Below are 14,423 nucleotides of genomic sequence, written 5' to 3'. Positions count from 1 at the left end.
CCGATTACTGAAGCGATTCGCAGGCTTTTGACCTAAAGTGGCGGCAAATGCGCATGCGCAGTAGTTGTCCTGCAGTGGGGCAGTAGTCGCGGAGGCGGTATGCGTCGGTCGGTATCAGAACCGTACGAAAAAACGAGTGCTTGGGGTTCCATCAGTCAGTACGCGTCGGGTTGGCAGCGCGTGGTGGGGCTCAGTCATCTGTGGTGGGTGCCCGTCATCGCATTCGCCGTGGCGCTGCGGCTGTACAACCTGACCGCCGCCGCGATCTGGGGGGATGAAGGTTCGAGTCTGCTCCTGAGCGAGTACGCACTGGACGACCTTTGGTTTCATGCCGCCCATGACGTGCATCCGCCGCTGTACTTTTTCATGCTGCGCGGTTGGATCGAGTGCTTCGGTGACAGCATCGCCTCGATACGCAGCATGAGCGTGCTGCCCGGCGTCATTGCCGTGGGCCTGGGCGTGTGGCTCACGCGACAACTGTCCACCCGCCGCGCCGCGTTGCTGGCCGGTGTCATGCTGGCGCTGTTGCCCACGGCCGTGCGCTACAGCCAGGAAGTGCGCATGTATTCGCTGCTCGGCGTGTGGCTGTTAGGCGCCACCCTGGCACTGGTGTATTGGGTTCGCCAGCCCACGCGCGCACGTTACCTGGTGCTGTACGCACTGCTGATGAGCGCCGGTTTCTATACCCATTACTTCACTGCGCTGTGTGTGCTGGTGCACTGGGCTTATCTGGGGGTGGTGAGCGCAAGGCAAGCCAGTGGCGAGCGTCTGCTTATGCGCCCGGCGTGGTGGGCGGCCAACGCGGCCATTGTGCTGGTGTACCTGCCTTGGCTACCGAACCTGCTGGACCTGGTGCAACACGTCGACCAGCTCAAGGTGGGAGGTGACATAGGCTGGGAAGAGCCGGTGGACATGCTGTCGCTGCCGTCGATGATCTGGCAGTTCCTGCTGCAGGACGAAGGCCTTGAACTCTGGCGCCCTTTATTCTGGGCTTTCCCGTTGGTGCTGGCAGCTGTAGTGGTGGTCACTGGATGGCTGGATCGCGAGCCCGGCCGGCCGGCCGTTTTGCTGGGGCTGTTTTTCCTGCTCCCGGTGTTGCTGGTGTACGGGGTGTCTTTTATCTCTCCCGTGTTTATTGAGCGTTACCTCACCGTCTATGCCTTGGGTCTGCCCATCGTGGTTGCCATGGCCATTGACCGCCTGCCCTCACGGCTTTCGCTTTTGGGGGCGGCGCTGTTTGTGCTGTTCGTCGTCGCAGAGCTGGCAGGGCTCAAAAACAACTACACAGTGGATGAGCGTGACCAATTCAACGTGCCGGTGGAATTCGTTAACCAGCACTATCAAGAAGACGACCGCATCATCCTCAGCGACATGATGTGGTACCTCAGTTACGTGTATTACGACCAGACCGATGCTCAGCTGCAGCTCTACACCCCGCCCAAGCCCGACGGCACGCCGACCCGGCCGAACGCGTACGGCTTCGGCACCCTGGTCGACCAGGACGGCGGGCGCATTTACCTCGACCATCTGTCGGCTCTGCCCGCCGACACTCGCCGCGTCTGGCTGATCAGCAGCAACGATGCACCGGACGAGTTTGCGCCGCTGCCCGTGGGCTGGCGCGAGCTGAGTCGCCAGGATGGCGGCGGCGCCAGGGCGCGCTTGTTTGTGCTGTGCGCTGTGCCGCAACCGCAACCCGAAAGCTGCCGCTAGACTCAGTTAACGACCTTGTTTAAGGAACCCATCATGGAATCGCCCGTGCACAGCTTGCCATCGTTGTTCAAACAACTTGGCCTGGAGCATGACCCGGTCAGCATTGAGCGGTTTGTGACCGCCCACTCGCCACTCAAGCCGGATCTGAAATTGGCAGATGCGTTTTTCTGGACGCAGAGCCAGAAAGCGTTTTTGCGTGAGGAAATACTGGACGACGCCGATTGGGCGGAAGTAGTGGATGCGTTGAATCTGATGTTGCGCGATGGCCGAGGGGTGTAAAAAAATCTTTTGGAAATTGTGGTTTTGTAAAAAAAAAAGGTGAGTGGTAAAAAAATCTGGGCTCAAATCGCCAACATCCACTGGCGGATTTCAACGGCGTGGGCTCTCTGCATTGTTGCGCCACCGTGGAGCGAACGTCCCCAACCCTCCCACATGCGTCCTGCGGTGTTGCTGCTGAATCGCTCCATCGATCGCGAAATTGTTTCAAAACTTGACGCAATTCGATCCTTCCACCATATTGATAGTTAGCAAACTAACTGTATGCGAACTATCCAGTGCCTCACTCTCTCGAACAACTCCAGATGAACCTCAGCAGCAGCATGGTGGTGGGCGCCCGTAACTGGCGCAAAATCTGCCAGACCACGCTGGTGAGCTACGGTATTTCCGAAGCCTGCGCCGTGCCGTTGTTGATGATCGGCCGTCTGGGCGACGGCGTGCATCAGGTCAAGGTCGCCCATGCGTCGGGGATGGAAAGCCCATCTCTGGTGCGCCTGCTCGACCAGCTGTGCAACGGCGGCTACGTGTGCCGCACCGAAGATGTCCATGACCGTCGCGCCAAGGCCTTGAGCCTCACCGAACGTGGTCGCGAACTGGTGCAGGCGGTGGAGGTGCAACTGGTGCGCCTGCGTAAAGACGTGCTGGCGGATATCGCGCCGGCCGATATGGAGGCGGCGCTGCGGGTGTTGCGTGCCTTTGAGGCGGCGACGCTTTGAACGGATTCTTCACCGGTTTCCCGCCTGCTCGCGACTGGTTCTATGGCGTACGCACCTTTGCGGCGTCGATGATCGCCCTGTACATCGCCATGCTGATGCAGATGCCCCGTCCGTATTGGGCGATGGCCACGGTCTACATCGTTTCCAGCCCGTTTGTCGGCCCCACCAGTTCCAAAGCGCTGTACCGCGCCATCGGCACCCTGATGGGGGCGGCGGCGGCGGTGTTTTTTGTGCCGATGTTCGTGCAGTCGCCGTACATCCTGGTGGTGGTGATCGCCTTGTGGACGGGCACCTTGCTGTTTCTGTCCATGCACCTGCGCACCGCCAACAACTACGCGTTGATGCTGGCCGGCTACACCTTGCCGTTGATTGCCCTGCCGGTGGTGGACAACCCCCTGGCGGTATGGGACGTGGCCGAGGCGCGTACCGAAGAAATCTTCCTCGGCATCGTGGTGGCCGCCGTGGTCGGCGCGATGTTCTGGCCGCGGCGCCTGGCGCCGGTGTTCGACGGTTCGGTGGCCAAATGGTTTGCCGACGCACAGGTCTACAGCCAGCGGTTCCTCACGCGTACGGTGCAGCCTGACGAAATCAGCACTTTGCGCGGCGGCATGGTCGCCACCTTCAACACCCTGGAACTGATGATCGGCCAGCTGCCCCACGAAGGCGCGCGGCCGCAGACGGTGCGCAATACCAAGGAGCTGCGCGGGCGCATGATCCACCTGCTGCCGGTGGTGGAGGAGTTGGATGACGCCTTGTACGCCGTCGAACAGCGCGCGCCGCAGTTTCTCGAACGCCTCAAACCGCTGCTGGACGCCACCGCCCAGTGGCTGCAAAGCAGCACCGACAACCCGTCGCTGGACAGTTGGCGCGCCCTGCGTGACCGGATCGAAGCTCAACAACCCGAGGGCGATGCGCTGGATGACCGCCACACCCTGCTGTTTTCCAACGCCCTGTACCGCCTCGGCGAATGGGTCGACCTGTGGCAGGACTGCCGCAGCCTGCAGGCCGCCATCCATTGCGAAAGCCAGGACACCTGGCGCGCCGTCTACCGTCACTGGCGCCTGGGCCGGCTCACGCCGTTTCTCGACCGTGGCCTGATGTTCTACTCGGCGTTTTCCACCGTCACCGCGATTATCGTCGCCTCGGTGCTGTGGATTCTGCTGGGCTGGACCGACGGCGGCAGCGCGGTGATCCTGGCCGCCGTGGCGTGCAGTTTCTTCGCCTCGATGGACGACCCCGCGCCGCAGATCTACCGGTTCTTTTTCTGGACGGCGATGTCGGTGCTGTTTGCCAGCCTCTATCTGTTTTTGGTGCTGCCCAACCTGCACGATTTTCCGATGCTGGTACTGGCATTCGCCGTGCCGTTTATCTGCATCGGCACGCTGACCGTGCAGCCGCGCTTCTACCTGGGCATGCTGCTGACGCTGGTCAACACCTCGTCGTTTATCAGCATCCAGGGCGCCTATGACGCCGACTTCCTCAACTTCGCCAACGTCAACCTGGCCGGGCCCGTGGGCCTGCTGTTCGCGTTTGTGTGGACGCTGATCGCCCGCCCGTTCGGCGCCGAGCTGGCCGCCAAGCGCCTGACCCGTTTCAGCTGGCACGACATCGTCGGCCTCACCGAGCCGGCCACATTGGCTGAACACCGACACCTGGCGGTGCAAATGCTTGACCGCTTGATGCAGCACCTGCCGCGCCTGGCCCTGATCAACCAGGACACCGGCATCGCCCTGCGCGACTTGCGCGTGGCGCTCAACCTGCTCGACCTGCTGGCCTACTCGCCGCGCATCCTCGGCGTGCCGCGTGTGCTGCTCAACCAAGTGGTGGAAGGCGTGGGCGGTTACTTCAAGGCCTGCCTGAAAGCGGGTGAACGCTTGCCTGCGCCCAGCGGTCTGCTGATGACCCTCGACCGCACTCGCCGTGCCCTCAACGGTCAGGGCCTGCAAGACGAAGACGACACCCGCCTGCACCTGCTGCATGCGCTGGCGGGCCTGCGCCTGGCGTTGTTGCCCGGCGTGGAATTTATTGGCGGCACGGAGATGGAAGCGCCGCTGCCCGATGGAGCGCCTTTATGATCGGTGATCTGGATATCAGTGGGGTGTTCCTGCCCACGCTGCTGGTGCTGATGGGCATTACGTACGTGCTGTTTCTGGTGGTGCACGGGTTATTGACCCGCCTCCACTTCTATCGCCTGGTCTGGCACCGGGCATTGTTCAATGTGGGGCTCTACGCGCTGTTGCTGGGCGCGGTGGACTCACTCAGTCGATACCTGATGACATGAAAAAACCTTTTTTGACTATTGGCCGTGTGGTCCTGACGCTGCTGATCGTGAGTTTTGCGGTGGTGGTGGTGTGGCGCATGGTCATGTACTACATGTTTGCGCCCTGGACCCGTGACGGGCACATCCGTGCCGACATCGTACAGATCGCCCCGGACGTGTCCGGGCTGATCCAGCGCGTGGATGTGCACGACAACCAATTGGTAAGCAAAGGCCAGGTGCTGTTTGCGGTCGACCAGGACCGCTTCAAACTGGCGCTGCGTCAGGCCCAGGCCGCCGTGGCCGACCGCCAGGAAACCCTGGCGCAGGCCCAGCGCGAATATAAGCGCAACCGTGGCCTCGGCAACCTGGTGCCCAGCGAACAGTTGGAAGAAAGCCAGTCTCGCGTGGCCCGCGCCCAATCGGCCCTGGCCGAAGCCCAGGTGACGGTGGATTCGGCGCAGCTCAACCTCGACCGTTCGGTAATCCGCAGCCCCGTGGACGGCTACGTCAACGACCGCGCGCCGCGCACCCAGGAGTTCGTCACCGCGGGGCGCCCGGTGTTGTCGGTGGTGGACAGCAACTCGTTTCACATCGACGGCTATTTCGAAGAGACCAAGCTCGACGGTATCCACGTCGGCATGGGCGTCGACATCCGCGTGATCGGCGACAACGCCCGTTTGCACGGGCATGTGCAGAGCATCGTCGCCGGCATCGAAGACCGCGACCGCAGCAGTGGCTCCAACCTGCTGCCCAACGTCAACCCGGCGTTCAGTTGGGTACGGCTTGCCCAGCGAATCCCGGTGCGCATTGCCTTTGACGAGGTGCCGGCGGACTTTCGCATGATCGCCGGGCGTACCGCCACGGTGTCGATCATTGACGACCAACCCAAGGACGGAGCCCGGCCATGAAGCAGTTGTTGGCCATCGTTGCCCTGGGTTCTCTGCTGTCGGCCTGCCAGATGGTCGGCCCGGATTACCAGGTGCCGGACACCGCCGCGGTCAAGCGCGGCGACCTGCAAGGGCAACTGCCGGCCGATGGCAAGAACGTAGTGTCGGCGCCGGTGCCGGCTGACTGGTGGAAGCTCTACAACGACCCGCGCCTGGATGAGCTGGTACGCCAGGCCATGGCCTCCAACACCGACCTGCGCGTGGCTGCGGCCAACCTGCAACGCGCGCGGTATCAGGTGCAGCAGGCCGAATCCGCCGGGGGCTGGAGCGCCGGCGCCAAGGCCGAGGCGCAACGCCTGCAGGAATCGGGCGAAGCCTTTCTGCTGCCGGAAAAGGTCCCCGTGGGCAATATCGGCAGCGTGGGCATCACCACGTCTTATCAATTCGACCTGTTCGGCACCTTGCAGCGCGGCATCGAAAGCGCCCAGGCCAGCGCCGACGCGACCCAGGCCGCCGCCGATATAGCACGCATCACCCTAGTGGCCGATGTGGTGCGCTCTTACACGCAAGTCTGCGCCGCTAACGAAGAACTGGCGATTGCCAACCATTCCCTGCAGCTGCAGGCACAAAGCACCACGCTGACTCAGCGCCTGCGCGATGCCGGCCGGGGCGACGAAACCCAGGTGACCCGCTCGCAGACGCAATACAAGTCCCTGCGCGCCGACATGCCGCGCTACCAGGCGGCGCGCCAGGCCGGCCTTTATCGACTGTCGATGCTGCTGGCCAAACCCGTCGAGCAACTGCCGGCGGGCACCGGCGACTGTGCCGAGCTGCCGCACATCGCCCAATTGCTGCCGGTGGGCGACGGCGCCACGCTGCTCAAGCGCCGCCCCGACGTGCGCCAGGCCGAACGCCAGCTGGCTGCCGCCACCGCGCGCATCGGCGTGGCCACCGGCGCGCTGTACCCGGACATCGCCATCGGCGCCAGCGTCGGCACCGTGGGCCTGCTCGACAACCTCGGCGAGCCGGCGACCAACCGCTGGGGCTTCGGCCCGATGATCAGTTGGACCGTACCGACCAACGGCGCCCGCGCACGCATCCATGAGGCCGAAGCCGCCACCCAGGGCGCCCTGGCGCATTTCGATGGGGTGGTGCTCAACGCGATCCGCGAAACCCAGACCGGCCTGGCCCAGTACACCGCCGTGTTGCAGCGCCGCGACGCATTGGCCGAGGCCGAGCAATCGGCGCAACAGGCGGCGGACCAGACGCACCGCTTCTTCCAGGCCGGTCGTGCGTCGTTCCTGGCCGACCTGCAGGCCACGCGCACCTACACCGATATGCGTGCCCAATTGGCGGCGGCCAACACCCAGGTCGCCATGAGCCAGATCGACCTGTTCCTGGCCCTCGGCGGTGGTTGGGAAAGCGGACGAACGCAAGCCTCCGCGCCCGGCAAACCCTGAGCGAATAGCTATGCTTTGACAGGCGGGCGCCGTGGCTGTTGAGCCAGGCGCCCGCCTGACACTGCTCGCGTTTGCTCATGGGGATTCCAATAATGAAAAACCCTTATGCTCCCGCTTTCTGGTGCGTGCTCTTCGCACTGGTGCTGTTATCGGCCGCGTATTTCTACGGCGTCATGCTCGCCCACCCCCTCGACAAGGCCATGGTGTTCCTCGACAGCGCCTGCCTGGTGATCGGCACCTTGTCCATCGGCGTGGTGGCCTGGGCGTCCTACCAGAATCAACGCGTCAAGAAAAAACTCCTCGAACAAGGCAAGACCCGCGTGGCCATCTGGGACACCAAGGTCGCGCTGCGCCGCGTCGAAACCGTGTTCGACCGCTACTTCTGGGGCAGCTACTGGCAGCCGGGGCGTACCTTCCAGGAAGTCATGGGCGACCTCACCGGCACGCCGTTGGAAAAAAGTCTCGAAACCCTGAAAAAACAGTGCGTGGTGCTCGACAAGCAGATCGCCGAAGGTCGGCATTGGCTGAATAACGCGCGGGAATTGTCCGATGTCGCCACGCAGATGGCCCGCGAACGCTACCAGCTGGACTTCTGCGATCCCAAGGTCGACACCCCCGGCAATGCCGTGATCCACCGCGAGTTCGAGGTGCTGGTGTACACCTGGACAGCACGTTTGAAGAGCTTCGATCACCAGCTTGACGAAATCGAGTTGGAGTATTCGTGAACCAGTAGCGATCTGATGCCTCTGAAAGGTTGCGCCGTTTAAGGCCGCCAGTGCTAATCTTCCCCCGTTTTCGGCGGGCTTGAGCCAACCCCTACAGGGTTCAAGGAAGACAGCCCACTTCTCACAGGATTTGATCAGGTCACTTCATGAATAAGCCAGCAGTCGTTCTTTTGGGTTTTGTTGTCGCCGTCGGCGTCGTCAGTGCAGGCGGCGCCTGGTACACCGGCAAGCAGCTGGAGCCGGTGTTGCAGACCGCAATCCAGAACGCCAACAAGGAACTGCAAACCTCCATGGCCGGCGTCGACGGCAGCGTCGCCCTTGAATTGGTGTCGCTGGAACGTGGCGTGTTCAGCAGCACCGCGCATTACCGCCTGAAAGCGCAGGGCTCGGTGTTCGGCGAAGAAAACCCGAACCCGGAGCTGCTGTTCGTCGACCATATCGAACACGGCCCGTTGCCGTTCTCGCGCCTGGTCACGCTTAAATGGCTGCCCGTCATGGCCACCAGTCATTACCAGCTGGAAAAGAACGCTACCACCGAGAAGTGGTTTGCCGCCGCCAAAGACGTGTCGCCGCTCAAGGGCGTGGCCAATATCAGCTACACCCGCGCGGTCAACGGCAATGTCGAACTGCTGCCCCTGGAGTTCAAGGATGACAAGTCCTCGGTGAGCTTCTCCGGCGCCAACATGAATTTCGACAGCACCGCCGAAGGCCAGAAGGTCAAGGCCGACGGTTTCATGAACAGCCTCAAGGTCGCCGCCGTGGATGCCCAGGGCGCGCCGTTCGAAGCCGAACTGGCCGGCCTGACCGTGGCCAGCAACCTGGCCAAGTCCACCTTCGGTTTCTACACCGGGCAGAACACCGTGGAACTGACGGACGCCAAGTTCACCGTCGGCGTGCAGAAAGACGTGATCTCGCTCAAAGGCTTTGAGCAGAAAGACTCCAGCGAAACCAAGGACAACAACCTGGCCGGCCGCGTCGACTACAAAATCGACGAGATCGGCTACAAGGGCAAACCCGTCGGATCGGCCGCCATGGCGCTGAGCATGAAAAACGTCGACGTCCCCGCCATGCTGGTGTTGACCAAGCTCTACCAGGACAAGCTGCAGCCGGTTCAAGCCGCCGCCGCCGCTGGCGAACCCGCGCCTGAATTGCAGTTGACCGAAGCCGAGCAGGCCCTGGCCGAAGCCAACGTCAACCAACTGCTGGCCGCCAAGCCGCAATTGGCGCTGGAAAACCTGTCGTTGAAAACCACCCACGGCGAAAGCAAGTTCAACCTGGTGGTCGACCTGGCCAAACCCGCGTCGATGGAATTGCCGCCGGTGGAACTGGGCAAGCAGATGGTGTCGCTGCTGGACGCCAACCTGACCCTGTCCAAGCCAATGATCGCCGATGTGTCGGCCCTGCAGGCCCAGGCTGTTGGCCTGACCGACCCTAAAGCCATCGAGCAGCAAGCCCAGATGGCCGCCGAGATGGTCAGCGGCACGGCCGTGGGCGCACAACTGGCGACCCTGGTCGGCAACGACGTGGTGTCCAAACTGCACTACGCCAACAATGAAGTGACCTTCAACGGCCAGAAAATGACCGTCGAGCAGTTCATCGGCTTTGTGATGTCCAAAGTCGGCGCGGTCAGCGGCGAGCAATAATCGCGTCAGTGCACTGAGTATGCTGTGGCGAGGGAGATTGCTCCTTCGCCACACGCAGCGTTCCCTCCCGTCCCGCGTATAAATCCCACGTCCTTATCCAAATCTGAACAATTGTTCTGATTTGCGCTTTTGCGCCCCGCGCTCGGCGATAGTGCCCACAGGAAAGCTAGGCCGGGTCATGAGACGTCGGCACCCTGAAGCGAAACGCCCAGGACTACCTATCGTTACAGCTTTCCCTGTAAGGAAGCTCACGATATGTTGCCAAACCCTCCACTCAGTGCATCAGGCCGGTTGCGACTGCTTATCGGGGTCGCCTTGTGCAGCCAATTGTTGATGCCCGCTTACGCCCTGGCCGACCCGGCCTACGATGCGCTGATCATTCAGGCGCGCAATGGCAACTTCACCCCCGCCCTTACGCAATTGCGCCAGTTGTCCGCCGAGCGCCAGACGCCCGGCCAGGTCAGCGATCACCTGGTGATTGCCGGTTGGGCCGGCCAGGACGCCGAAGTGCTGCAGGTCTACGAGGCCCAGGGCAAGCATCGCAACCTCAGCACCCAGGCGCTCGCCACGGTGGCGCGCACCTATCGCAACCAGAAACAGTGGGCCCAGGCCGAGGCGGTGTACCGTCAGGCGTTGCTGCGCGAACCGAACAACATCGACCTGCAACTGGGCCTGGCCCTCACCCAGGCCGATGGCGGCAAGGCCAACGAGGCGGTGCAGAGCACCCGTGCATTGGTGGCCGCCAAGCCTGACGACCCCAACCGCCGCATGGCCCTGGGTTATGCGCTGACCCGTGCCGGCTTGAACTACGACGCCCTGTTCGAATTCGACCAGGCTTTTATGCGCGCCGGCGATAAACCCGAAGTTGCTCGCGAGTACATCGTTGCCCTGCAAAAGGCTCGCTTGCCGGAGGCTGCGTTGCGCCTGTCGGCCCAGCGTCCGGGCCTGCTGGATGCGGTTACCCAACGCCGCCTGGAAGGCGACCTGGCCGCCGAGCGTGTGCGCATGGCCGAGTTCGCCACCCGCAGCGAACAGGAGCGCTACGTGATCGCCGACCGTGCGCTGCAGGCTTACGACAACCTGCTCGCACGCTGGACCCCCGACGCCAGCGCCCACGATGAAGTGGTGCGCTGGCGCATCGATCGCCTGGGCGCCCTCAAGGCTCGGGCGCGCACGGCGGATGTGGTGCGCGAATACGAAACCTTGACCCGCGAAGGCGTGCAATTACCCACCTACGCCGTGCGCTGGGTGGCGGCGTCCTACCTGGACCAACGCCAGCCGGAAAAGGCCGAGCCGCTATACCGTCAGGCCCTGAGCGCCGCCGATGCCGAGCCGGATGACCGTGTCGAAGACACCACCGCGTTGTTCTACGCCCTGCAGGAGAGCGATCAGGGCGAGCAAGCGCGTGAAGTCGCCAATGGCCTGGCCAACAGCCAGAAACCCCGGGTTGAACTCAAGGGCCTGCCCATCGGCAACCCCAACGATTCATGGATGGACGCCCAACAACTGGCCGCCCAGTCCGGCGTCTACGGCGGTGACCTGCCGGGCAGCGAGGCCGGGTTGGATGCACTGGTGGCCAAGGCCCCGGGCAACGTCGGCCTGCGCCTGGCCCAGGCCGACATGTACCGCGCCCGCGACCTGCCGCGCCGCGCCGAAGGCATCCTGAAGGAAACCGAAGCCCAGGCCCCGCGCGACATCGGCCTGGAAGTGTCCCAGGCTTACACCGCCATGGACTTGCAGGAGTGGCGCCAGCTCGACGTGCTCACCGACGACGTGGTCGCGCGCAACCCCGACAGTCGCCAGGTGCAGCGCCTCAACCGCCTGCGCAATGTGCATGACATGGCCGAACTGCGCGTCGAAGCCTACACCGGCAAAAGCTACGGTGGCGGCAATGACAGCGACGCCGGTGCGGTGGCCGGCAGCCGTGACTGGGGCATCGAGAGCGTGATCTACACGCCGCCCATCGACGAAGACTGGCGCCTGTTCGCCGGTGCCGGTTACGCCACCGCCGACTTTGAAGAAGGCACCGGTCAGCACCGCTGGCAGCGCGTCGGCGTGGAACGGCGCACCCGTGACTTGACCCTGGAAGCCGAGGTGTCCAACCACTCCTACGGCTTTGGTTCCAAGCAGGGCGCGCGCGTGGCGTTTGCCCATGACCTCAACGACCATTGGCAATACGGGGCTAGCCTCGATTACCTCGCCGCCACCACTCCGTTGCGGGCGTTGAACGCCGATATCACCGCCAATGGCGGCAGCGGCTTTATCCGCTGGCGCGCCAACGAAAGTCGCGAGTGGAAGTTGTCCGTCAGCCCGTCCCATTTCAGTGACGGCAATGATCGCGTCGAAGCAGTGCTCACCGGCCGCGAGGGCCTCTACAGCTCGCCGAAGGTGCAAGTGGACCTGGGCCTGGAAGTTGCCACCAGCCGCAACAGCAAGGAAGACACGGTGTATTTCAACCCGAAGTCGGACTTCAGCGTGTTGCCCACCGTCAACGTCAACCATGTGCTCTACCACCGCTACGAGACCCAGTGGAGTCAGCAGTTCCAAGTCGGTGCGGGTACTTACAGCCAGCGGGATTATTCCACCGGTGGCGTCGGCCTGATCGGCTATGGCCAACGCTTTCGCTGGAACGACGTATTGGAAGTCGGCGCCAACCTGAGCCTGATCAGCCGACCCTACGGCGGTGATCGCGAACGCGATCTGCGCCTGCTCGTCGACCTCACTTACCGTTTCTAAAAGAGCCTGACCATGACTGTTCTCAGCCGTTGCTTGTTGCTCCTGGGTGTATTGCTGGCCAGCGCCTGCGCCCAGCAACCCGCGCCCTTCACCCCACCCGCCGAGCGGCCGACCCCGGCCAACGAAGCGGCGTGGCCGAAGAACCATTTCCTGGGGATCGCTTACCACGACGTGTCGGACCGCGATCCCGACCAGGCCGTGGTGGCGGTGCGTACCGAGCGGCTGATCGAACAATTGGCCTGGCTGCGCGAGAACGGTTACCAGGCGGTCAGCGTCGACCAGATCCTCGCCGCCCGCCGTGGCGGCCCGGCATTGCCGCCCAAGGCGATCATGCTGAGTTTCGACGACGGCTATTCGAGCTTCTATACCCGCGTGATGCCGATTCTGCGCGCCTATCACTGGCCGGCATTGCTGGCGCCGGTGGGCTACTGGATCGACACGCCGTTGAACAAACCCGTGGACTTCGCCGGCATGCCGCGGCCCCGGGGTGAGTTCCTCACCTGGGAGCAGATTCGCGAGGTGTCGCAATCGGGCCTGGTGGAAATCGCCGCGCACACCGACGCCAATCACAAAGGCATCCTGGCCAACCCCCAGGGCAACCTGGAGCCGGCCGCGACCACCCGCCGCTACGATCCGGCGACCCATCGCTACGAAACCGAAGCGCAGTTCCAGGCGCGCATGCGCGCCGACGTGGTGGCGATCTCCAACAAGATCCGCGCCGTCACCGGCAAGGCGCCACGGGTGTGGGTATGGCCGTATGGCGCAGCCGACGGCACGTCGCTGGCGGTGGTCGGCGAGCAGGGTTACCAGATGGCCCTCACCCTCGAAGACGGCCTCGACAACCTCGGCGACCTGATGAGCAGCCCGCGCTTTCTGGTGGCCTCCGACCCGGACGGCGAGCACTTCGCCAACAGCATCGTGGCCGTGCAGGCCAAGGCGCCGTTGCGCGTGCTGCATGTGGACCTGGACAACGTGTACGACCCGGACGCCGCCCAGCAGGCGCGCAACCTCGACCAACTGGTGCAGCGCGTGGTGGATATGGGCGCCGGCACAGTGTTCCTGCAAGCCTTCGCCGACCCCAAGGGCGACGGCCTGGTGCATTCACTGTATTTCCCTAACCGCCACTTGCCGATGCGCGCCGACCTGTTCAACCGCGTTGCCTGGCAGCTGCGTACCCGCGCCCATGCCAGCGTGTATGCCTGGATGCCGGTGCTCAGCTTTGCCCTTGACCCCAAGCTCCCACGTGTAACGCGCTGGGACCCGAAAACCGGCAGCGTCGGCCTCGATCCCGACCAGTACCAGCGCCTGTCGCCATTCGATCCGGCCGTGCGCAAAATCATCGGCGAGATCTACGAGGACCTGGCGCGGGTGGGGCCGATCGACGGCATCCTTTATCACGACGATGCGGTGTTCAACGACTTCGAAGACGCCAGTCCCGCCGCGCTCAAGACCTACGCCGCCAACGGCTTGCCCGATAGCATTGCGGCCTTGCGCGCCGACCCGGCGGTGATGCAGCGCTGGACGCGTTTCAAGAGCCGCTACCTGATCGACTTCACCCACGAACTGACCGCCAAGGTGCGCGCCATCCGCGGCCCGCAGGTGCTGACCGCGCGCAACATCTTCGCCGAGCCGATGCTTAACCCGCCGAGCGAAGCCTGGTTCGCGCAGAACCTCGACGATTTCCTCCAGGCTTACGACTGGACCGCACCGATGGCCATGCCGTTGATGGAAGGACAGCAGGTAAACACCTCCAATGCCTGGCTGGAAAAACTGGTAGCCACCGTTAAAAAGCGCCCCGGCGCACTGGAGCGCACGGTGTTTGAACTGCAGGCCAAAGACTGGCGCACCAAAGACGCCACCGATATCAACGGTGCGCAAATGGCCGAATGGATGGGTGTGCTCAAACGCCAGGGGGTCACGAGTTTTGGTTATTACCCGGACAACTTCCTGGAAAACTCTCCGGACCTGAAGACCGTGCGTCCGGCCCTTTCCAACCAATGGAACCCTTGA

11 protein-coding genes are annotated in these 14,423 nt (G+C 63.3%); all 11 read left to right on the top strand.

All coding sequences use genetic code 11. The features are described 5' to 3' along the window. The first annotated feature begins 99 nt into the window (after positions 1–99). The 11 genes from OSC50_RS23925 to pgaB all read left to right on the top strand — a co-directional run bounded on the left by OSC50_RS23925 (position 100) and on the right by pgaB (position 14,423). Complete coding sequence (locus OSC50_RS23925) at positions 100–1,710, top strand: glycosyltransferase family 39 protein (protein ID WP_253509900.1); 1,611 nt, start codon at positions 100–102, stop codon at positions 1,708–1,710. 33 nt (positions 1,711–1,743) lie between these two features. Further along, a complete protein-coding gene (locus OSC50_RS23920) occupies positions 1,744–1,989 on the top strand; it encodes a DUF2789 domain-containing protein (protein ID WP_253509901.1) in 246 nt (81 codons plus the stop codon). Positions 1,990–2,291: 302 nt separating this feature from the next. Further along, entirely contained in the window at positions 2,292–2,702 is a 411-nt protein-coding gene (locus OSC50_RS23915; RefSeq protein ID WP_181081766.1) for a MarR family winged helix-turn-helix transcriptional regulator, read from the top strand. Next, entirely contained in the window at positions 2,699–4,777 is a 2,079-nt protein-coding gene (locus tag OSC50_RS23910) for an FUSC family protein (protein WP_253509902.1), read from the top strand. Before OSC50_RS23915 ends, OSC50_RS23910 begins: the two co-directional genes overlap by 4 nt. Then, positions 4,774–4,983, top strand: coding sequence for a DUF1656 domain-containing protein (locus OSC50_RS23905; RefSeq protein WP_010214247.1), 210 nt, complete (start codon positions 4,774–4,776; stop codon positions 4,981–4,983). The genes OSC50_RS23910 and OSC50_RS23905 overlap by 4 nt, the downstream gene beginning before the upstream one ends. After that, positions 4,980–5,870, top strand: a complete 891-nt coding sequence (locus OSC50_RS23900) for an efflux RND transporter periplasmic adaptor subunit (protein WP_181081764.1) — start codon at positions 4,980–4,982, stop codon at positions 5,868–5,870. The genes OSC50_RS23905 and OSC50_RS23900 overlap by 4 nt, the downstream gene beginning before the upstream one ends. Beyond that, positions 5,867–7,309, top strand: coding sequence for an efflux transporter outer membrane subunit (locus OSC50_RS23895; protein ID WP_181081763.1), 1,443 nt, complete (start codon positions 5,867–5,869; stop codon positions 7,307–7,309). Before OSC50_RS23900 ends, OSC50_RS23895 begins: the two co-directional genes overlap by 4 nt. Positions 7,310–7,401: 92 nt before the next feature. Further along, the gene (locus tag OSC50_RS23890) at positions 7,402–8,034 is read left to right on the top strand and encodes an NADH:ubiquinone oxidoreductase subunit N (protein ID WP_181081762.1); all 633 of its coding nucleotides are present in this window, start codon (positions 7,402–7,404) and stop codon (positions 8,032–8,034) included. Positions 8,035–8,180: 146 nt separating this feature from the next. Then, a complete protein-coding gene (locus OSC50_RS23885) occupies positions 8,181–9,677 on the top strand; it encodes a YdgA family protein (protein ID WP_181081761.1) in 1,497 nt (498 codons plus the stop codon). A gap of 255 nt (positions 9,678–9,932) precedes the next feature. Continuing rightward, a complete protein-coding gene (gene pgaA, locus OSC50_RS23880) occupies positions 9,933–12,413 on the top strand; it encodes a poly-beta-1,6 N-acetyl-D-glucosamine export porin PgaA (RefSeq protein WP_266245344.1) in 2,481 nt (826 codons plus the stop codon). Positions 12,414–12,425: 12 nt separating this feature from the next. Next, a complete protein-coding gene (gene pgaB / locus OSC50_RS23875) occupies positions 12,426–14,423 on the top strand; it encodes a poly-beta-1,6-N-acetyl-D-glucosamine N-deacetylase PgaB (RefSeq protein WP_266245346.1) in 1,998 nt (665 codons plus the stop codon).

The sequence above is a fragment of the Pseudomonas quebecensis genome, from assembly GCF_026410085.1.
Lineage (GTDB): Bacteria > Pseudomonadota > Gammaproteobacteria > Pseudomonadales > Pseudomonadaceae > Aquipseudomonas > Aquipseudomonas quebecensis.
This window is presented reverse-complemented; position numbering and strand designations above follow the sequence as displayed.

Coding starts and splice junctions, on each gene's coding strand:
- OSC50_RS23925 (WP_253509900.1), top strand. CDS start 100: ATGCGTCGGTCGGTATCAGAACCGTACGAAAAAACGAGTGCTTGGGGT.
- OSC50_RS23920 (WP_253509901.1), top strand. CDS start 1,744: ATGGAATCGCCCGTGCACAGCTTGCCATCGTTGTTCAAACAACTTGGC.
- OSC50_RS23915 (WP_181081766.1), top strand. CDS start 2,292: ATGAACCTCAGCAGCAGCATGGTGGTGGGCGCCCGTAACTGGCGCAAA.
- OSC50_RS23905 (WP_010214247.1), top strand. CDS start 4,774: ATGATCGGTGATCTGGATATCAGTGGGGTGTTCCTGCCCACGCTGCTG.
- OSC50_RS23900 (WP_181081764.1), top strand. CDS start 4,980: ATGAAAAAACCTTTTTTGACTATTGGCCGTGTGGTCCTGACGCTGCTG.
- OSC50_RS23895 (WP_181081763.1), top strand. CDS start 5,867: ATGAAGCAGTTGTTGGCCATCGTTGCCCTGGGTTCTCTGCTGTCGGCC.
- OSC50_RS23890 (WP_181081762.1), top strand. CDS start 7,402: ATGAAAAACCCTTATGCTCCCGCTTTCTGGTGCGTGCTCTTCGCACTG.
- OSC50_RS23885 (WP_181081761.1), top strand. CDS start 8,181: ATGAATAAGCCAGCAGTCGTTCTTTTGGGTTTTGTTGTCGCCGTCGGC.
- pgaA (WP_266245344.1), top strand. CDS start 9,933: ATGTTGCCAAACCCTCCACTCAGTGCATCAGGCCGGTTGCGACTGCTT.
- pgaB (WP_266245346.1), top strand. CDS start 12,426: ATGACTGTTCTCAGCCGTTGCTTGTTGCTCCTGGGTGTATTGCTGGCC.